We start from the raw sequence: 19,726 nt of genomic DNA, 5'->3' as shown, positions 1-19,726 counted from the left end.
TTTCGCCCACCGCCAGCGCCCTGGCGGGTCCGCGCGCCACCGGCGCTTGCGGGCACTACCGGAATACCCTATGGCCTCCGCCCTTACCGACAAACTCACGCGCCTCGTCAAGGAGATGCGTGGCCAGGCCCGCATCACCGAGTCCAACGTCACGGACATGCTGCGCGAGGTGCGCATGGCCCTGCTCGAAGCTGACGTGGCGCTGCCCGTGGTGCGCGACTTCATTGCCCGCGTCAAAGAGAAGGCGCTGGGCCAGGAAGTGCTGGGCTCGCTCAAGCCCGGGCAGACGCTGGTCAGCATCGTCAACCGCGAACTGGCCGCCACCATGGGCGAGGGGGTATCCGACATCAACCTCGCCGCCCAGCCGCCCGCTGTGATCCTGATGGCCGGTCTGCAGGGTGCGGGCAAGACCACCACCACCGCCAAGCTGGCCAAGCACCTGATCGAAAAGCGCAAGAAGAAGGTGCTGACCGTGTCGGGCGACGTGTACCGCCCCGCCGCCATTGAGCAGCTCAAGACCGTGACCAGGCAAGCCGGTGCCGAGTGGTTCCCCAGCACGCCCGAGCAAAAGCCGCTCGACATCTCCCTGGCCGCCCTCGACTACGCCAAAAAACACTACTTTGATGTGCTGCTGGTGGACACAGCGGGCCGCCTGGCCATCGATGAGGCCTTGATGAAGGAAATCAAGGACCTGCACGCTGCGTTGAACCCGGTCGAAACCCTGTTTGTGGTCGATGCCATGCAGGGCCAGGACGCGATCAACACGGCCAAGGCGTTCAAAGAGGCGTTGCCCCTGACCGGTATCGTGCTGACCAAGCTCGACGGCGATTCGCGCGGCGGCGCGGCGCTGTCGGTGCGCCAGATCACGGGTGCGCCCATCAAGTTCGCTGGCGTGTCGGAAAAAATCGATGGCCTGGAGGTGTTCGACGCCGAGCGCCACGCGGGCCGTATCCTGGGCATGGGCGACATCGTTGCGCTGGTCGAGCAGGTGAGCGCGGGTGTGGACATGGAGGCGGCGCAGAAGCTGGCCGCCAAAGTCAAAAGCGGCGACGGCTTTGATCTGAACGACTTTCTCTCGCAGATTCAGCAGATGAAGCAGATGGGCGGCCTGTCCAGCCTCATGGACAAACTGCCCTCGCACCTCACAGCCAAGGCCGGTGCGGTGGACATGGACAAGGCCGAAAAAGACATCAAGCGCAAGGAGGGCATCATCCACAGCATGACCCCGCTGGAGCGCCGCAAGCCCGAACTCATCAAGGCCACCCGCAAGAAGCGCATTGCCAACGGCGCGGGCGTGCAGGTGCAGGAGGTCAATCGCATGCTCAAGGAATTTGAGCAGATGCAGGGCATGATGAAAAAAATGAAGGGCGGCGGCCTGATGAAAATGATGAAGAAAATGGGCGGCATGAAAGGCATGGGCGGCATGCCCAAGATGCCGTTCTGATTTTGGGGTATTTTTGGTCTCAAGCCCTTATAGAATAAGCGCTGTAAGCTATCAAAACAAAAGCAAAAAACCGGCGTGAAGCCGGTTTTTTGGGTGCGCCCAGCATCGGCGCACACCCGGGACCTGTGACATTCAACCCGTAGTATTGATTGATGACACGCCCTAGCACTGCTGCTGGTCAGCCCAACTCAGAGGCGGGAGGCGTTTAGCGTTCCGCCGTTTACGCCGTAGTCCGTTTGAATGATGTAGGTGCCTGCGGCGGGCGCGACGAATCGCAGGCCTTCTCCACATGCGACCGCCACCTGCTGGGAAAGGCTGGCATTGAACACCCGCAACTGCGCGTTGTTGGTGGATTCCGCACCCGACGCACAGCGGGTCTTCTGGGCCTGCGTGAGCGGCCTGTGCAGTTGAACACCCAAGACAAAGTTTTCACCCTGCGCGGCCTGTACCCAGTAGTAACTGTTAAAGGGGTCGCTGCCTATTGCATTGCCTGTAAGCGTACTGAGCTTCTTTGGGCGAGTGGGTGTGCCGTCGCCGCTGTCCGAAAATTGAACTGGAGAAGCTCCTACCAGCGACGCTGCGTTGACTGTTCCTCCTCCGTTCGAGGGGAACTCAAAGTTGAGCATGTACGTTCCGGGTGCCGCGAATTTGAAGGTGAGGTCCTCGCCGCAGATTCCACCGACTCGCAGTCCGCGCGAGTCGTAGATGTGAACCTGCGATGAGTAGCTGCTAGGAGCGGAGCCGGTCCCTAGGTTGGAGGCGCAGCGGGCGGACTCGGTGTCTGACAACGGCACCGCAAGGTTAACCCGAACCACGAGCCGTTCGCCAGCCGATGCGACGTAGGTGAAGTTGTTAAAGAAGGGGTCCGTGCCAATCGTGTTGGAGGACTCAGAGCTGAGGGACTTCGGCGAGCTCGTCGAGCCGCTTGCAACCGGAGTACCGGGAGTGCCGGGAGTGCCGGGCTCCGAGTCGCCGCCCCCGCCGCATGCAGAGAGAGCCAACAGGGCCAGCATGTAAGGCAAAAATCTGGAAGTCATGAAATCCTTAAGAAAGAAGGGTGGAAACTTGGAGCGGGGCACCGGTACGAAGGCTATGAGTCAGCCCGCGCCCTCGAATTCTACGTTTTTCGTAGAGACAGCATATGGCAGTCTGGCGACCATGCCCAGGTGGTCAAACAAGCCGTCCATTCCCCCTGCTGCTTCGGCGCACGCCTGCGCCAAGCACGTGAGCGGATGGGCTTGCCCCAAGATAAGCTGGGGGTGATGATCGGCTTGGATGAAGGCAGCAGCAGTGCACGCATCAGTCGCTACGAGACAGGCGTGCATGAGCCTGCTTTCAATATCGCGTGCAAGCTTGCCCAAGCTTTGCAGGTAGATGTTGCGTACTTCTATTGCGAAGACGATTGGCTGGCAAACGCTGTCCTACGACTGCAAAATCTGTCCCAAGCGCAGAGAAGTGATCTCGATGCTTGGCTAGCAGGCATTGTTCCCGCTGAGCCTTGTATTAACTGACTGCGGACACTCCAATTTGCGTGTTAAGCCTTTTGGGGCTCCAGCGCTTGTGTAGCAGGCTCTGGAAGCTATCGAAACAAAAGCAAAAACCGGCGTGAGGCCGGTTTTTTTGTGCGTGCTGCACTGTGTAATAGCTATCTTCTAATTAGCTTTTAGCGCTTATCTATAAATGGTTTCAAATATAAATCGAACTGAAGTGTAGATAAATCGTGCGCTGGCGGCTCACTTTTTTGTAGTGAACCCATCACGCCACGGCGCGTACCAGCACCTCGCCACGCAGTGTGTACGCCTTGGCTTCGGTGACGGTGACATCCACCATCTGGCCCACCAGGCGGGGCTGGCCCACAAAGTTGACCACGCGATTGCACTCGGTGCGGCCCATCAGCTCCGTGGTGTCGCGCTTGGAGGCGCCTTCCACCAGAATGCGCTGCACCGTGCCCACGCGGCTTTCGCTGATGGTCTTGATGTTGGCGTTGATGACGGCCTGCAGCTCGTGCAGGCGGCGCAGTTTCACATCGTGCGGGGTGTCGTCGTGCAGGCCGGCCGCGGGCGTGCCGGGGCGGGGGCTGAAAATGAAACTGAAGCTGTTGTCAAAGTGGATGTCGTCGATGAGCTTCATCATCTTGCCGAAATCTTCTTCGGTTTCGCCAGGAAAACCGACGATGAAATCGCTGCTCATGGCCAGATCGGGGCGGATGGCGCGCAGCTTCTTCACCGTGCTCTTGTATTCCATGGCGGTGTAGCCGCGCTTCATGGCCATGAGGATGCGGTCCGATCCATGCTGCACCGGCAGATGCAGGTGGTTGGCCAGCTTGGGGATGCGCCCGTAGGCCTCAATGAGCCGGGGCGTGAACTCGTTGGGGTGGCTGGTGGTAAAGCGCAGGCGCTCGATGCCCGGAATGTCGGCCACGTATTCAAGCAGCAGCGCCAGGTCGGCCACTTCACTGGTGTCGCCCATGGGGCCTCGGTAGGCGTTCACGTTCTGGCCCAGCAGGGTGATTTCCTTGACGCCCTGATCGGCCAGGCCCGCCACTTCCACCAGCACGTCGTCGAACGGGCGGCTCATCTCTTCGCCGCGCGTGTAGGGCACTACGCAGTAGCTGCAGTATTTGCTGCAGCCTTCCATGATTGACACAAACGCCGATGCGCCCTCGACGCGCGCGGGTGGCAGGTGGTCAAATTTTTCGATCTCGGGAAAGCTGATGTCCACCTGTGGGCGGTCCTGCCGATCGCGCTCGTTCAGCATTTCGGGCAGGCGGTGCAGGGTTTGGGGGCCAAATACCACGTCCACGTAGGGCGCGCGCTTGATGATCTCGGCGCCTTCCTGGCTGGCGACACAACCGCCCACGCCGATCTTCACGCCCTTGGCTTTCAGGTGCTTGATGCGGCCAAGGTCGCTGAAAACCTTCTCCTGCGCTTTTTCGCGCACCGAACAGGTGTTGAACAGAATCAGGTCGGCCTCATCCACATTCTGGGTGGGTTCATAGCCCTGGGCGGCGTTCAGCACATCGGCCATCTTGTCCGAGTCGTACTCGTTCATCTGGCAGCCGAAGGTTTTGATAAAGACTTTTTTGGACATGGCGATTTCTCAAACGGGAATGCACGCCATGGCGCACAGGGGCGCGTGGCGTGAACTGCACACCACCGGGCAGGCCGGTGGTTGCGGCGGTTATCTGGGGGTTGTGTCCGAATCGACGCGGAAGTTGCGCCCGACGGAATCGCTGGCCTTGCGTGGCTGGCTTGCCTCTGCCTTGGTGAGGATCCAGGCCGAAATCAAGAGGCCCGTGCTGGGCTCGATGACGTAGTTCACCTTGAAACGCTGCCCCAAAACCGTGTGGGCCATGACCAGCGTGTTCTGTGGGCTGAACAGCCGCATTCCGGGGGCCATGCGGATGGCGTTGCCGTTCAGGGTGGCGTCGGCTGTGCTGTTGACGGTGAGTTCGCCGCGCAGCGCGGCATCGGGGAAGTTGCGCACCGACCCCATGCCCGAGGGTACCTGGGCGGTGGCAGGGGTGCTGGCCAGCACCAAGGCAGTGCCCAGCGCAGCCGCGAGGGCGCGCCAGAAGCTGTGGGGTGATGTTGTGGCCGAAAACGGGGTGGCGCGGCAGCGGGTCATGGTGTGTATCCAGAGGCTGGGGTGAAAGGGACGCTCATTTTACGCGGCTGCCCCTGGGCCGGGGTGGCGGGCGTCCGGTGTTCGAAAAATCTGCCGTGAGAGAGCGGCTGGTGTGAAGACATCGCCCATGGAAAAAGCCCGCAACAGAGAACTGTTTGCGGGCTTTTGAATGGTGGTGGTGATAGGTGGATTTGAACCACCGACATCAGCATTATGAATGCTGCGCTCTAACCAACTGAGCTATATCACCGCAGAACAAAATTATAGAACAAATTTACTGGTGGGTGAAGTTCGCCGTGCGCTTGTTGACGAAGGCGTCCATGCCTTCCTTCTGGTCCTGGGTGGCGAACAGCGCATGGAACAGCCGACGCTCGAACATCACGCCGTCAGACAGTGAGCCTTCGAAGGCCCGGTTCACCGACTCCTTGGCGGCCATCACCGCAATTTGCGAGAAGTTGGCAATGACCAGGGCTGCGCCCAGGGCTTCTTCCATCAATTTGTCCAGAGCGACCACGCGGCTCACCAGGCCTGCGCGTTCTGCCTCCACGGCGTCCATCATGCGGCCGGTGAGGGCCATGTCCATGGCTTTGGATTTGCCCACTGCGCGCGGCAGGCGCTGTGTGCCACCCGCGCCGGGGATCACCCCGAGCTTGATTTCGGGCTGGCCAAACTTGGCGTTGTCGGCGGCGATGATGAAGTCGCACATCATGGCCAGTTCGCAGCCGCCACCCAGTGCAAAGCCGCTCACGGCCGCGATCACGGGTTTACGGATGGCGCGGATCTGCTCCCAGTTGCGGGTGATGTAGTCGCCCTTGTAGGCGTCGGCGAAGCTGTATTTGGCCATGGCGCCAATGTCGGCACCGGCGGCAAACGCCTTTTCGCTGCCCGTGATGATGGTGCAGCCAATCTTTTCATCGGCATCAAACGCCTTGAGCGCCTCGCCCAGTTCGTTCATGAGCTGGTCGTTCAGGGCATTCAGTTGTTTGGGGCGGTTCAGCGTGATGACGCCAACCTTGTCCGCTTCGATGCGAACCTCAATGGTTTCGTAGGCCATGAAATCTCCTGGGTTGATGGGTTATTCAGACAACCTGGGGGACTATACCGAAGCACAAAGTCGGGCCGGTTGTGCTCCGCCATGGCGCTGGCGCTCAGGCCAGCCAGCGTCCCAGCGCAGTGCTGTCGGTTGCGGTGAGGTTGATGGTGTCTGGCGTTGCTGCAGTGGCCTTGCGGCTGCGCCGCCCTGCCGGTTTTGACTTGCCGGGGGCAACAGCCGCCTGTGCAGCCGGCAGCGCCATGGGCAACTGCAGCAGGCGGCCATCGCGTGCCACCACGGCGGTGACCTGTGTCGCCGCTCCCGCATAAAACGCCACATCCTCCAGCCGGGCAATGCGCCAGCCCTGGCCTTGCACTTGCAGGCCCAGCCACTCATCCCCCGCGGCCATGCCCGCCTTTTCGGCGGGGCCGCCACGCAGCACGGTCTTGAGCTGCACGCTGTGGTTTTCGGTGACGCGCAGGCCCAGGCGCTGCGCCAGCTGGGGCTGCTCGGGCTTGAGTGCCACTCCATGAGCGGCCAGCAGCTCGGCCAGGGGGAGTTCGGCGGTGCTGTGCACCCACTGGTCCAGCTCGTTGTCAAAGGACCGCCCCGCTAGCGAGGCCAGCTCGGCGCGCAGGTCGGCCTCGGTCATGGGGCCGCCGGCGCAGCGCTTCCAGAGGGCGCGCATCACGTCGTCGAGTGTGGTCTTGCCTTCACGGCGCAGCGTGAGATCCAGGCACAGGGCGACCAGCGAGCCCTTGGTGTAGTAGCTCACCGTGGCGTTGGGGGTGTTTTCATCCTGGCGGTAATACTTCACCCAGGCATCAAAACTGGCCTGCGCCACCGTCTGCACGCTGCGGCCCGGTGTCTGCAGCACCTGGTTGGTGGCCTTGCCCAGCAGCTTGAGGTAGGTGGCATCGTCGATCAGACCCGCACGGCGCAGCAGCAGGTCGTCGTAGTAGCTGGTGAAGCCCTCAAAAAACCACAGCAGCTGGGTGTAATTCTCCTGGCTGTAGTCGTAGCGGAAAAACTCTGCCGGGCGCAGGCGCTTGACGTTCCAGGTGTGGAAATACTCGTGGCTGATGAGGCCGAGCAAGGTGGTGTAGCCATCGCTGGCGCGCGCTTCGCCCGTGCGGGGCAGGTCACGCCGGCCGCAAATCAGGGCCGTGGAGTTGCGGTGTTCCAGGCCGCCATAGCCGTCGTGAACGGCATTGAGCATGAAGAGGTAATTTTTGATTGGCGGCTTGCCCTTGCCGTGCCAGAAGCGGATGGCGGTCTCGCAGATTTTCTGGGTGTCGGCCAGCAGGCGTTTGCCGTCAAACGATGGCGCGGCACCCGCCACCACGAAGCGGTGGGCCACGCCGCAGGCGGTGAATTGCCCGCTCCAGAAGGTTCCCATTTCGACCGGGCAGTCCACCAGTTCGTCGTAGTGGCTTGCCGCATACACGCCAAAGCCCCTTTTGTCGATGGACTGCGGCGTCAGCCCCGTGGCGACAGACCAGTGGGCGGTGGCCGCAGTGCTGGCGACTTCGAGTGCATGGGGTGCATCCTCTTGGCCATGCACACGCAGGCACACGCTGGTGCCATTGAAGAAGCCGCGCGAGGCATCCAGCCAGGCCGTGCGCACCGAGCTGTCGTAGGCACACACTTCGTAGGTAAGCACCAGGGGGCGGTCGGTGCGGCAGGTGGCGCGCCAGCGGTGCTTGTCCAGCTGCAAGAGGGGCACACGCCGGCCTTGTTGTGCACTCAGGCGCTGCAGATTTTTGGAAAATTCGCGCACCAGATAACTGCCCGGTATCCAGACGGGAAGCGACAACTCCTGTTGTTCCTGCGGGTGCGCCACGGTCAGTGTGACGGTGAACAGCCGGGCATGTGGGTCGGCGGTTTCGATGCGGTAGTGAACGGGGGCCTGGGTGGCCTGGCTGGCTTGGCTGGAGGGTTTGCGGGAGGTACGGAAGGTGGGCATGGGTGCGGCGTCGTGCAAGGCGGGTGCTTAGGAGGCTGTCGGACTCGGAAAACGTCGGCTGCAAACGGGCCGCAGCGGTCTTTTCATTTACCTTATTTTTGCCCCATAACCGTGCCATGAAGCTGCAAAGTCGGCAAAGACTGTCCTCGCTGGGGGCCATTTTCGCTTTCGACGCCCCAGGTCTGACGGCCTCCTGGCTCCGATGCGCGCTTCACCCGCCGGGGTCTCGGGGGCTGGGAAGGCGCGGGGAGTGATGTCCCCGCAGGCGTTCAGTTGCTGCTGGGGGCGCTGCCGGCCTCTGCAAGGCGCTTTTCCACATCCTGGGCGTTGATGGCGCCCGGAACGCGTGAGCCGTCGGTGAATATCAGCGTGGGGGTTCCGGTGATTTTGTATTTTTTGCCGAAGGCAAGATTGCGCTGAATGGCGCTGGTGTCGCAGCTGGCGGTATTGGGTGTCTTGTCGCGCAGCATGAAGTCGTGCCAGGTGGCGGCCCGGTCTTTGGCGCACCAGATGTTGCGGGATTTTTCTGCCGAGTCGGGGCTGAGGATAGGGTAGAGAAACAGATAGACCGTGATGTTGTCCACGTTCTGCATGTCCCGCTCGAAACGCTTGCAATAGCCGCAGTTGGGGTCTTCAAACACCGCCACCTTGCGTTTGCCATCGCCACGCACGATGGTGAAGGCATCCTTCAGGGGCAGGGCAGAAAAATCCACCGCCGTGAGTTTGTTAATGCGGTCTTCGGTCAGGTTGCGGCGCGCCTTGGTGTCGATCAGCTCGCCCTGGATGACGTAGTTGCCTTTGGCGTCGGTATAAAAAAGATCGGTGCCGATGCGCACTTCATACAGGCCAGGCATGGCAGTGGTGCGCACCTCGTCGATTTTTTCCATTTGCGGAATGCGTTCGGCCAGCGTTTTGCGGATGGCGGCCTCCTGGGCGGAAGCGGTGAAACTCAGGGCGAAAGCGGCCGTGGCCAGCAGGGTGGGAATCAATTGCATCGTGTTCTCGTTCAGTGGTGTCGCTGCGGCTGCCTGTGCAGCCACCAAATTCAGTGGGTTCCCATGGCCTGGCGAGCCATCCATTCCTTCAGGGGGCCGCTGCGCTCGAAACCTTTCATGCCCCAGTTGCGCAGCGCCTGCCATGGCCCTTCGGTCCGCGCAAAAAGCTGCTGCAGACTGTCGGTTGCCAGCCCCATGGGCAGCATGTCCGCCTTGCGCTCGCGCTCGTAACCGCGCAGCAAGCGCAAATCCGCCACGCTGCGCCAGTAGTCGCGTCCGTGCAGCACGCGGGCCAGGACCTGCGCATCTGCCAGCCCCATGTTCAGCCCTTGTCCTGCCAGCGGATGCACGTTGTGCGCAGCATCACCGGCGAGTACCCAGCTGCGTGCCTGGCCGCCCTGCATAGGCAGAGCCCCGCACCAGCGGTTGGCGCGCGCCTGCTGCAAGGGCCAGGCCGCACGCTCACCACTCAGTTGCAATGCGCCGAGTGCGCCATGACTGGCATCTTGCAGGCGCTGGGCGAATTCCTGCGGTTCCAGCGCCAGCAACTCGGGCACCCGTTCCTTGATGACAGACCAGACCACTGCCACGGAGTTCCCCTGCGCACCGTCCAGCGGCAAAAAAGCCAGGATGCCGTCGGGAAAAAACCACTGGCGGGCAACCTGGCCGTGGGGGCGTTCGCACGTCAGCCGCGTGGCAATGGCGTGCTGTTCGTAGGCCGTCACCTCGAAGTCCACCCCAAACTCGCTGCGGGTGCGGCTGGCCCGGCCTTCGCACACCGCGGTAAGGGCCGCGGGCACTGGCTCTGGCACCACCTCCACTTGCGGCTGGTAGCGCACGGCTTCTGCCAGGCGGGCTTCCAGCGCTGGCACATCCACAATCCAGGCCAGTGCGTCCGCGCCCTGGGTGGCGGCGTCAAAGTGCACTGCGCCACCCTGGTCGCCAAACACCAGCATTTGTGTCACTGCCGTGGCATGGGCCGGGTCGGGCCAGCTGCGCAACGACTCGAGCAACTGGCGCGAGGTCGCATTCAGTGCATAGGCTCGCACATCGCCAGTGGGCGCAACCGCGGGAGCGGGTGCGGCCACCAGGGCTACGCGCAGCCTCTCGCGGGCCAGCAGCAAGGCCAGGGTGCGGCCCACCACGCCGGCGCCACGGATACAGATGTCAAAGGTTTTTGCCATGGCGGCATTGTAGGAGGGCCCTACGGACCGGAGGGCGGGGCAAAATGGCGCACCCGGCCCTTGCGGCCGCTGTCAGGAGCTTTGCGGCGTGACTTCTTTCCCTGAATCCGATCTGTCGGGCACGATCTCGCGCCTGTTTGTTTACCCGGTCAAATCCTGCGCGGGCGTGGAGGTGCAGGAGGCATTGCTCACCGAAACCGGCCTGGACCTGGACCGTGCCTGGATGGTGGTGGATGCCCAGGGCGTGTTCCTGACCCAGCGCGCCTTGCCCCGCATGGCGCTGATTCGCCCCCAGATCAAGACTTCGGAACTGGTGCTGCGCGCCCCGGGCATGCTGGCGCTGCATTTGGCAGTGGATGCCGTGGAGGGCCCGGCCACCGTCACGGTATGGAAGGACACCGTGCCTGCCTGGGACATGGGCCCCCTGGCTGCGCAATGGTTCAGCGATTTTCTGGGGCAACCCTGCCGTCTGGTGCGGTTTGACCCGCACTACCGCCGTCTGTCGAGCACAGACTGGACCCAGGGGGTCGAGGCGCTCAACCAGTTTTCTGACGGATTTCCCTTGCTGGTGGTCAGCGAGGCATCGTTGGCAGAGCTCAATGCACGCCTGGTGGCCGCCGGGCAGGAGCCCGTGGGCATGGAGCGTTTTCGGCCCAACGTGGTGCTGGCGGGGGTGCAGGCGCACGACGAAGACCGCGTGGACATGGTGCGCGTGGCGGTGGGGCAGCAAGAGGTGCACTTGCAGCCCGTCAAGCCTTGCGCGCGCTGCCCCATTCCCAACATCGATCCGGCCACCGCACACAGCAGCCCGGTGGTGGCGGACACCTTGCAGGCCTATCGGCAGGACCCGCGTGTAGGGGGCGCCATCACCTTTGGCATGAACGCCATCGTGCGGCAGGGGGTGGGGCAGGTGCTGCGCGTGGGGCAGCCCATTGGCGCAGATGTGCGTTTCGACTGAACGTCGCGGTGCGCGAAAACCGGGCCAGGCCACAGGCCCGTAAAATCAGTGGTTTGTCTCCAGAACACCAGAAAGCCCTGCCATGAGCCTCCAATGCGGCATCGTGGGCCTGCCCAACGTCGGCAAGTCCACCCTCTTCAACGCCCTGACCAAGGCCGGCATCGCCGCCGAGAACTATCCCTTTTGCACCATTGAGCCCAATGTGGGCGTGGTGGAGGTGCCCGACCCGCGCCTGCAGCAGCTGGCCGAGATCATCCAGCCCGAGCGCATCGTGCCGGCCATCGTCGAATTTGTGGACATCGCAGGCCTGGTGGCCGGTGCCAGCCAGGGCGAAGGCCTGGGCAACCAGTTTCTGGCCCACATCCGTGAAACCGATGCCATCGTGAACGTGGTGCGCTGCTTCGAAGACGACAACGTGATCCACGTCGCCGGACGCGTTGATCCGATCTCGGACATCGAAGTCATCCAGACCGAGCTGTGCCTGGCCGACATGGGCACCGTGGACAAGGCGCTCAACCGCTACACCAAGGCCGCCAAGTCGGGCAACGACAAGGATGCCGCCAAGCTGGTGGCGCTGCTCACGCGCATCCAGGCCGCGCTCAACGAAGGCAAGCCCGCCCGCTCGGTGGCAATCACCAAGGAAGAGCAGCCCCTGCTCAAGTCCTTGTGCCTGATCACCGCCAAGCCCGCCATGTTTGTCGGCAACGTCAGCGAAGACGGCTTTGAAAACAACCCCTTCCTGGATCGTCTGAAGGAATATGCTGCCAGCCAGAATGCTCCCGTGGTGGCCATTTGCGCCAAGATGGAAGCAGAAATGGCCGAGATGGGCGACGAAGACCGCGACATGTTCCTGGCCGAGATGGGCCAGACCGAGCCGGGCCTGGCCCGCCTGATCCGTGGCGCCTTCAAGCTGCTGGGCCTGCAGACTTACTTCACCGCCGGCGTGAAGGAAGTGCGCGCCTGGACCATCCACATTGGAGACACCGCCCCGCAGGCTGCCGGCGTGATCCACGGCGACTTCGAGCGCGGCTTCATTCGCGCGCAGACCATAGCGTTTGATGATTTCATTGCCTACAAGGGCGAGCAGGGCGCCAAGGATGCCGGCAAGATGCGCGCAGAAGGCAAGGAATACGTGGTGAAAGACGGCGACGTACTGAACTTCCTGTTCCATTAACAGGTTCGCCGAGCAAGACCACAGTTGACTGAAAGCGCCTGTATGGACACACTCACAATGTTTCCATACGGGACTCTCAATGCTCGAAGGGCCGTCGATCTACACGCTTCCTATCTTCCGCAACACTAAAGTTGCTGCAGAGCAGGGCTCTCGACACATTCTGGTTGACCACCTGGTTAAGGGCGAACGAGTCAGGTACTGGCGAGAGCTACGCGCCTCGAAGTTGATCAAGTGGGAAACGTTCCCTAAGTTCCCTCTAGTTCTGAACGCCGATGGGTCGCCGTGGGCACCGGCCTGCCTGTGGTTATTAGATAGAGCGCGAGCCAACCCTCTCAAAGCATCTTCGCTGAACCCCCTTGCACAGGGGCTGCGGGCATATTTGAGGTTCCTCGATGAGGTAGGGCTTGACTGGGACGATTTCTCTGCGGTGGACAAATATCTTCGTCCCACCTATCTCTATAAGAATCACCTTCAGGATTTGATCAACAGCGGCGCTATAAAGCGCAGTACTGCCAGCGGCCGTATGCAAACGGTGGTGAGTTTCTATCGGTTCCTCAAGGACACCGAAAGGATGGCCTTCTGGCCCCAGAACGCCCCTTGGGTTGACGCAGCCGTTGGTCTTGAGTACCGCGACACCCAGGGCTTCAAACAGGTGAAGGTGGTTCAGTCAACTGACTTATCAATCAAAGTTCCAAAGCGAGACTATGCCTGGGACCGCGGAATTCATGATGGAGGGAACTTGGTACCGCTATCTCAGAATGAGCAAAAGGTGTTGGTCCATGCGCTAAAGAAGCTCGGGAATCGCGAATATGAACTCATGCATCTGATCGCTCTCCTTACAGGCGCCCGGATTCAGACTGTTCTCACACTGCGTTGGGGTGACTTTGCAGTGCCGCCCAGCCAAGTCAACCAGTGGCCGTTTAAGCTCCGATGCGGGCCGGGGACCGGTATTGATACCAAGAACAACGCGACTGGCGTGTACCTCGCTGTGCCGCAGGACCTCTATAAATGGCTCCATACCTATGCGGTGTCCGAAAAAGCTCGGGCGAGGCGCGTCAAGTCCGACCATAAGGAGTCTCCTCAAAACTATTTGTTCCTCTCCAATCGGGGTGGCCCATATTACGAGTCGAAGGACGATCTCAACGCAGCGCGTAACTCCCATGAACTGCTGAAGCGCTCGTCCCCGACCGGGCAAAACCTCAGGAGCTTCATGACTGACTACCTCATCCCAGAGGTACGGAAGACTATTCCGAATTTCTCCTTCAAGTTCCATGACCTCAGGGCCTCCTACGGGGTCAACTGGGTTGATGCCGTTTTGCAGGGTGAAGACACCCACCAGCGCTACAACTGGGCTCGGGATCAACTGCGTAAACTCCTGTGGCATGCGAATGCAACCACGACCGATCGCTATCTCCAGTACCGCCAGCACATGCACCAACTTGAACAGGCCGATGTCGACTGGAACTTGCATCTGCTTGAACTGATTCGCTCGGCTTAATCTCGAAAGTGCTTGGCTATTATTTTGCGGCTGTTAGTAGAGTGGACATCGTGCGTGTTCCAGTTGTTCCGGTCAGCAAGTCCGGTAGGTGAATCAACTAGTCTTTGACGGTCCGATAGAACGACTGCTAAATAATCCGTTCACACCGTTCCTTTTTATCGAGTGGGAAGGACGGCGTCGATAGGCAGACAATGGGTCGTTGTTATCATCGAAGACTATCGTGTTGTAGCTTTCCCGTGCTTGCTCGAAGCGGTCCGTAGCCAAGCGCAGGCACTTCGACGAGCCCCGCTATACAAAGGCCGTCCACGGCAAGGAGGGCAGCAGGCGGCGGTTTAGCCGGTCAGTATTCGTCGGCCAATACGCTCGTGGCTATGGATCAATTGCGTTCGGCGATTGCCCGGAGGCAGTTCTTGCCGGAGCCCGTGAATGGTGTTTCAGTGTTCTTGCAACCATCTATCGCGCCGATGTGGGCCAAGTTGGCAGTACGTCCCTATGCGCTTCGCAACGTGTTCGTAGATGGGTTTCTTGGACAAGTTGGGCAGGGCCTCCACATACCTCGCACACCCGCTTTGAAAGCGCCTCTACGTAGGCCAACATCGATGCGTCTGCAGGGTCGAGTCGGAAAAAGCGCAGATTAAGAAATCCCCACTTTTCCCGAGCAAGCAGTGCTACGGGTTGCACGTTGCGTATTCCAGTTGTTCTGGTCGGCAAGTCCAGCAGGTTGATCACGTAGTCCAGAGAACGTGACCACCCCGACGTTGAATGAGTAAAGGTGATAGGTCCGTCGGTGGATAGGCGCGGAATCCCTTCGCTCCCTCTTCTTTCAGCCACCAACAAGTTGAGCGGTGCTAAATGATGGCAAGCACCAAACTTTTTAGGTCTAGTCATCCCCGTTACAATGGTGCGATGCACAACCTGCTGCGACTCTCCCTGCACAGCTCGGGCACTGCCCGATGCACGGAGTTGCCGCGCGGTTTTTTCTGCTCCGTGACACCGCCATAGCGCTGTGTTTCCGGTGGCCCTAGGCACCCTTCTGGCGTGCCTTGCGGTCCTTTATTTCCCTGCACACTTTTTCGCTTTGCCGCTTCAAGCGTTCTTGCCTTTCGGGCTGGACTACGCATTTTGCGTCGGCACGTTAACTGCTTTGCGTGGCGCCTAAACCAATCGGTTCTCGTGGTCGCTGCGCGTCGTCTTTCTATTTTTGCTTCTGCCTATGAATCTCTCCTCAATCCGCCAAACATGGTTTTCTAACATCCGCGGAGACCTCCTCGCGGGCATCGTGGTCGCCCTGGCGCTCATCCCTGAAGCTATAGCGTTTTCGATCATCGCAGGCCTGGACCCCAAAGTCGGCTTGTACGCATCTTTCAGCATCTGCGTGATCATCGCTTTCGTCGGCGGCCGGCCCGGCATGATCTCCGCCGCTACCGGCGCCATGGCGTTGCTCATGGTCACGCTGGTCAAGGAACACGGGCTGCAGTACCTCCTGGCGGCAACGATTCTCACCGGAGTCCTGCAAATCCTGGCAGGAGTATTGAAACTGGGTCTTTTGATGCGCTTTGTGTCGCGCTCAGTCGTCACCGGGTTCGTCAATGCGCTGGCCATCCTGATCTTCCTGGCTCAGTTGCCGGAACTCACCAATGTGGGGCTGGCAGGTGTATGCCATGACAGCTGGGGGCCTTGCCATCATCTATGGCTTCCCATACATCACCAAAACCGTTCCCTCTCCACTCATCACCATTGTTGTACTGACGGCCATCTCCATGGCAATGGGCATGGACATCCGGACGGTGGGTGATATGGGAGAACTGCCCGACAGCCTGCCGGTGTTTTCTGATCCCGGACATCCCGCTGAATTTGGAAACGCTGAGAATTGTTCTTCCCTACTCTGCCGCGCTGGCAGTGGTGGGCTTGCTTGAGTCCATGATGACTGCGGCAATCGTGGATGACCTGACCGATACCCCCAGCAATAAGAACCGCGAATGCATGGGCCAAGGCGTGGCAAACATTGCTACCGGCTTCATTGCGGCATGGCGGGCTGCGCAATGATCGGTCAATCGGTCATCAACGTGAAATCCGGCGGCCTCACCAGGTTGTCCACACTCTCTGCGGGCATTTTCCTTCTCTTGATGGTGGTGTTCCTCGGCCCATGGGTCAAGCAGATTCCCATGGCAGCGCTAGTGGCCGTGATGATCATGGTGAGCATTGGCACCTTCAGCTGGGACTCGGTGCGCAACCTACGCCAGCACCCGCCGAGCTCATCCATCGTGATGATTGCCACCGTGGTGGTCACCGTGTCTACGCACGACCTGGCCAAGGGTGTGTTTGTGGGTGTGCTGCTGTCGGGCATCTTCTTTGCGCACAAGGTGGGCCGTGTGCTGCGCGTAGACAGCAGCAGCGAAAACGAGGGCCGTGAACGTGTTTACAACGTCGTAGGCCAGGTGTTCTTCGCGTCTTCAGAAACCTTTTTGGGCGCCTTTGACTTCAAGGAAGCGGTACAGAAAGTGCGCATTGACGTGAGCCGCGCCCACTTCTGGGACATCACCGCGGTGAGCGCACTGGACAAGGCCGTTCTCAAGTTCCGCCGCGAGGGCACCGAGGTTGAAGTGATCGGCATGAACGAAAGCCAGCGCCACGCTGGTGGACCGTTTTGCCATTCACGACAAGCCCGGCGCTGTCGAAAAACTGATGCACTAACAATCAAGGAGACAACACATATGAACAAGGTATACGCCTGCATTGATGGCATGGCAGCCACCGCCGCCGTGATCGACTGGGCCGCTTGGTCTGCCCTGCGGCTGGATGTGCCGCTGGAGTTTCTCCACGTTTTGGAACGGGACCCTGACCGCTCTGCCGCTACCGACCTGAGCGGGGCCATCGGGTTTGGCGCACAGGAATCCCTGCTGGGCCAAATGAGCGAGATTGATGCCCAACGCGGCAGGCTGGCCCAGGAAGCCGGCCGCCAGATGCTAGCCAAAGCCCAGGAACGGGCGCGCGTCGTCGGTGTGCAATGGGTGGATGCACGCATGCGCCACGGCGAGGTGGTGGATGGCGTTTTAGACATGGAGCCGGATGCGCGGCTGTTTGTGCTGGGCGAGCATTTCCACGCTACCGGTTTTGCCAAGCTGCACCTTGACCACCATGTGGAGCGTGTGGTCCGAGCCGTCAAGCGCCCCGTGCTGGTGGTCACCTCCGAGCACTTTGCCGAGCCTGATCGCTTTGTGGTCGCCTACGATGGCAGCGCCACCGCCCGAAAAATGCTTGAGACTCTGGCTCGCAGCCCCATGCTCAAAGGCATTCCTGCGTTGATCGCCATGGCGGCAGCAGACACACCCGAGTCCCACGTGCAACTGCAGGAGGCCCACAAAGTGCTGACTGAGGCGGGCTTTATCGCCGCCACAGTAATGCTCCAAGGCGAGCCTGAGCAAGTGCTGCCAGAGTTGTTGGAGGCGCAGGGCAACACCCTGCCTGGTCATGGGCGCCTACGGCCACTCCCGCATTCGCCAGTTGGTGGTGGGCAGCACCACAACAACGCTGCTGCGTTTAAGCAAAGCACCGGTACTCATCTTGCGCTGACGACCAAACCCGCCGCCCCACGGTGTGGGCTGGCACACCACTCAAGGAGGGCTCCGTTTGCATCGTTTTAAAACCTGGTGGTTAGTCTGCGTGGCCGCAGTAGTCGGAAAGCTGCTCTGGGCATCTCTATCTTCAGAAACCTTGTTCGCAGTGATGCAAGAGGACGGATTTGTCGAGTCGCTTACTCTTGGCCTCTATGCGGCAGCGTTTGGGACAGTGGCAATAGCGCCAGGCAGGGGAGCCGACATTGGACGTCGTCGCGCCTGGCGCTGTTGATCGTTATATTGGGGCTTGGCCGCCCGCGAGTGGGATGCGCACATCCGACTCACGGGGTCCAGCGTCTTACGAGTTTCCTACTATCTCAATGGGCCGCTCGCAGTTGAAAAACTGTGGGCGCTGAGCGCAGTGGCTTTGTTTGCGGCAAGCCTGTTGTGCCTTGCGTGGCACTACACCCGCGCACTGCGTCAACAGGCGCGCGGCAACGACGCGATCCGTTCCGCAGTGATTGCATTCATTGCAACCGCGCTGATCGCCAAAGTGCTCGACCGGCCGTCAACGTCTTGGCGCAAGACTTTGAATTTGTGATACCAGTGACTTTTGCAATGCTGATGTTTGTCCATCGAGGAGACGCTTGAGCTTGCTTTGCCATTGATTGTGGTGGCCGCCGTATGGCAACACGCCCGCACTGTATCCCCACGCGTATCTCGCACACGACCGTTGGGAAGCACAGCCCAATCCGGTTGAACGCTTGAAGCATCGGCGTGCTTCTTTCTAATATTGACAGCCCAACAGTCCAACTCGCTTGCATCGATCAGTCCCATGTAGTGCCTCACACCTCAGGTCGGCCCCTCCCACGGAGGGTACTTACAAACCCGCCGAGCCATGTCTTCGGCCAGGCTTGCACCTGATGTGATACCGCGCCGCCTCGGCGCCCTTTCCGAGGCTGTCAGCTTGTCTCCCATGTAGTGGCCGCTTGGCTTGCGCAAGATCGCGCGGGTCCATACAGCTTGGCCTATGAAGGAGTGTTGACATGCGTTTTCGAACGAACTTACAAGCTTTTCTGGAGGGCGCCTACCTTGGGAAGCCAAGGCGAACGCCATGCCAGGCAAAAGGGGGAAGCGATGACCGCAACCTACCTTGAATCCACTGCCTTGATGAATCTTTGGTCTGGCTCCATCGGCTACCTCGGATACCCTTCGCACCCCACAGAGATCCATGCACGCGAAGCTTCACTGCGCGGTGCGCGGTCGAGGCCACGGTTTCTTGGGCCGATGCAGCAATGCGCCTATCCCTGTGCTCATTCACGGAGAGGAGCGCGGCATCTTGCCAAGGCAACGAATTGCCGGACTGGTTTCATAACCGACTGGGGCGGGCATGTCCGCGAGGGGCAACGTCTACTGGTTCGCGTCGTCAACATTCGCTCAGACGGGGTCGCATTGGTTTTCCATGCGACCCACCTTGCGTGGATGGCCCGCCGAGGGGCCCGTCCAATGGACATCAGAAGCTGAATCGCAGGGCATTTGCATCCGCTGGGGCACCTACTACCTTGCTTTACCGTACCTCTTATTACGGGTCAATCTGGCGATTTTGGTGCTACGGCTTATCTGGGGTACTACGATGTGGAAGGACGTATGTATGGCTTCCGTGTGCTCCCCAACTGTCGCCAGAACTCGATGACTTCTGAAGAATTGATGAACGTGGTCCAGACCTACCGGTATCGCGATGCTGTGGTTCGTGATCGTGGACTCACTGCCAATGCCATTTCAGGAGAGCTTCGTGGGGTTCCTCCGTGGATCGGCGGTGCCCGTGGGTGATGGCCTCAATCGATATGCGTTTACTTCCGACTTCGAGCGTTGGCTGGCGACCTGCCCACTAGTGCACAAAGCGCAGCCATGATGCGAAGACTACAACTGGCCGCCATGGTCACCGGGCTGACGTAGGCCAGGTTGGCCGCTGCTCGATATGTGCGTTGCAGCGCGTGCGGTGCCATGGCTCGGTGATCAGCGTGCCCGGTGCGCCACACACTTCGCAGATATGCATCGACAACTTTTCTACGTACACAAACCATTGCCGCGTCAGCCGGGTCGAGAGGAAAGAACCGCAGACTGAGGCGGCCCATTTCTCTCTCGTAACAAGTGGCGCGTGCCTGGACGCCCCCAGAGAGTCAGCCCGCGCCTGCAATTGTTCCCAACAGCACTTCGAGCAGTGCTACCCCAGCCAGGTCCTCCACACGGGTGGCAATGCGTGTAGATCAAGGGATACTTTGTTTCGAGG

15 protein-coding genes, 1 tRNA gene and 1 pseudogene are annotated in these 19,726 nt (G+C 60.5%); 9 read left to right on the top strand and 8 right to left on the bottom strand.

The annotated features are described in order from the left end of the window. Positions 1 to 70: 70 nt before the first annotated feature. The gene (ffh, locus tag K226_RS0100085) at positions 71 to 1,444 is read left to right on the top strand and encodes a signal recognition particle protein (protein WP_024812836.1); all 1,374 of its coding nucleotides are present in this window, start codon (positions 71 to 73) and stop codon (positions 1,442 to 1,444) included. A 188-nt stretch (positions 1,445 to 1,632) separates the two neighbouring features. Here the strand turns inward: ffh and K226_RS0100080 are convergent, their stop codons facing one another. Beyond that, positions 1,633 to 2,481, bottom strand: coding sequence for a hypothetical protein (locus K226_RS0100080; protein WP_155886481.1), 849 nt, complete (start codon positions 2,479 to 2,481; stop codon positions 1,633 to 1,635). A 195-nt stretch (positions 2,482 to 2,676) separates the two neighbouring features. On the opposite strand from K226_RS0100080, the gene K226_RS19360 reads away from it, so the two are divergent. After that, on the top strand, positions 2,677 to 2,955 hold the full coding sequence (locus K226_RS19360; protein WP_202899890.1) for a helix-turn-helix transcriptional regulator: 279 nt from the start codon (positions 2,677 to 2,679) through the stop codon (positions 2,953 to 2,955). Between the two features lie 244 nt (positions 2,956 to 3,199). Here the strand turns inward: K226_RS19360 and miaB are convergent, their stop codons facing one another. From miaB to K226_RS0100040, 7 genes are all read right to left on the bottom strand, one after another. After that, complete coding sequence (miaB, locus tag K226_RS0100070) at positions 3,200 to 4,534, bottom strand: tRNA (N6-isopentenyl adenosine(37)-C2)-methylthiotransferase MiaB (RefSeq protein WP_024812833.1); 1,335 nt, start codon at positions 4,532 to 4,534, stop codon at positions 3,200 to 3,202. 90 nt (positions 4,535 to 4,624) lie between these two features. Then, positions 4,625 to 5,071 (bottom strand): hypothetical protein, encoded by a 447-nt coding sequence (locus K226_RS0100065; protein ID WP_024812832.1) that lies wholly within the window; start codon positions 5,069 to 5,071, stop codon positions 4,625 to 4,627. 173 nt (positions 5,072 to 5,244) lie between these two features. Next, a tRNA-Met gene (locus K226_RS0100060) sits at positions 5,245 to 5,321 on the bottom strand. Between the two features lie 24 nt (positions 5,322 to 5,345). Then, the gene (locus K226_RS0100055; protein ID WP_024812831.1) at positions 5,346 to 6,125 is read right to left on the bottom strand and encodes an enoyl-CoA hydratase; all 780 of its coding nucleotides are present in this window, start codon (positions 6,123 to 6,125) and stop codon (positions 5,346 to 5,348) included. Between the two features lie 94 nt (positions 6,126 to 6,219). Continuing rightward, complete coding sequence (locus K226_RS0100050; RefSeq protein ID WP_081739389.1) at positions 6,220 to 8,070, bottom strand: M61 family metallopeptidase; 1,851 nt, start codon at positions 8,068 to 8,070, stop codon at positions 6,220 to 6,222. Between the two features lie 269 nt (positions 8,071 to 8,339). Then, positions 8,340 to 9,065: a DsbC family protein gene (locus K226_RS0100045; RefSeq protein ID WP_024812829.1), complete on the bottom strand. Its 726-nt coding sequence runs from the start codon at positions 9,063 to 9,065 to the stop codon at positions 8,340 to 8,342. Between the two features lie 50 nt (positions 9,066 to 9,115). Further along, complete coding sequence (locus K226_RS0100040; protein ID WP_024812828.1) at positions 9,116 to 10,249, bottom strand: FAD-dependent monooxygenase; 1,134 nt, start codon at positions 10,247 to 10,249, stop codon at positions 9,116 to 9,118. Between the two features lie 88 nt (positions 10,250 to 10,337). On the opposite strand from K226_RS0100040, the gene K226_RS0100035 reads away from it, so the two are divergent. The 7 genes and pseudogenes from K226_RS0100035 to K226_RS19735 all read left to right on the top strand — a co-directional run bounded on the left by K226_RS0100035 (position 10,338) and on the right by K226_RS19735 (position 18,037). After that, complete coding sequence (locus K226_RS0100035) at positions 10,338 to 11,207, top strand: MOSC domain-containing protein (protein ID WP_024812827.1); 870 nt, start codon at positions 10,338 to 10,340, stop codon at positions 11,205 to 11,207. Between the two features lie 82 nt (positions 11,208 to 11,289). Continuing rightward, positions 11,290 to 12,381, top strand: a complete 1,092-nt coding sequence (gene ychF, locus K226_RS0100030) for a redox-regulated ATPase YchF (RefSeq protein WP_024812826.1) — start codon at positions 11,290 to 11,292, stop codon at positions 12,379 to 12,381. A 79-nt stretch (positions 12,382 to 12,460) separates the two neighbouring features. Continuing rightward, positions 12,461 to 13,879 (top strand): tyrosine-type recombinase/integrase, encoded by a 1,419-nt coding sequence (locus tag K226_RS0100025; RefSeq protein WP_024812825.1) that lies wholly within the window; start codon positions 12,461 to 12,463, stop codon positions 13,877 to 13,879. A 1,213-nt stretch (positions 13,880 to 15,092) separates the two neighbouring features. Next, positions 15,093 to 15,674: a SulP family inorganic anion transporter gene (locus K226_RS20105; RefSeq protein ID WP_238324183.1), complete on the top strand. Its 582-nt coding sequence runs from the start codon at positions 15,093 to 15,095 to the stop codon at positions 15,672 to 15,674. Next, positions 15,671 to 17,004, top strand: a pseudogene (locus K226_RS20095) (SulP family inorganic anion transporter); the annotation flags it as partial. The gene K226_RS20105 and the pseudogene K226_RS20095, both read left to right, overlap by 4 nt. A 346-nt stretch (positions 17,005 to 17,350) precedes the next feature. Continuing rightward, positions 17,351 to 17,452, top strand: coding sequence for a universal stress protein (locus K226_RS20415; RefSeq protein WP_369795458.1), 102 nt, complete (start codon positions 17,351 to 17,353; stop codon positions 17,450 to 17,452). 291 nt (positions 17,453 to 17,743) lie between these two features. Further along, entirely contained in the window at positions 17,744 to 18,037 is a 294-nt protein-coding gene (locus K226_RS19735; RefSeq protein WP_155886480.1) for a hypothetical protein, read from the top strand. Positions 18,038 to 19,726: the final 1,689 nt, after the last annotated feature.

The organism is Acidovorax sp. JHL-3, from assembly GCF_000526295.1.
Taxonomy (GTDB): Bacteria; Pseudomonadota; Gammaproteobacteria; order Burkholderiales; family Burkholderiaceae_C; genus Acidovorax; species Acidovorax defluvii.
This window is presented reverse-complemented; position numbering and strand designations above follow the sequence as displayed.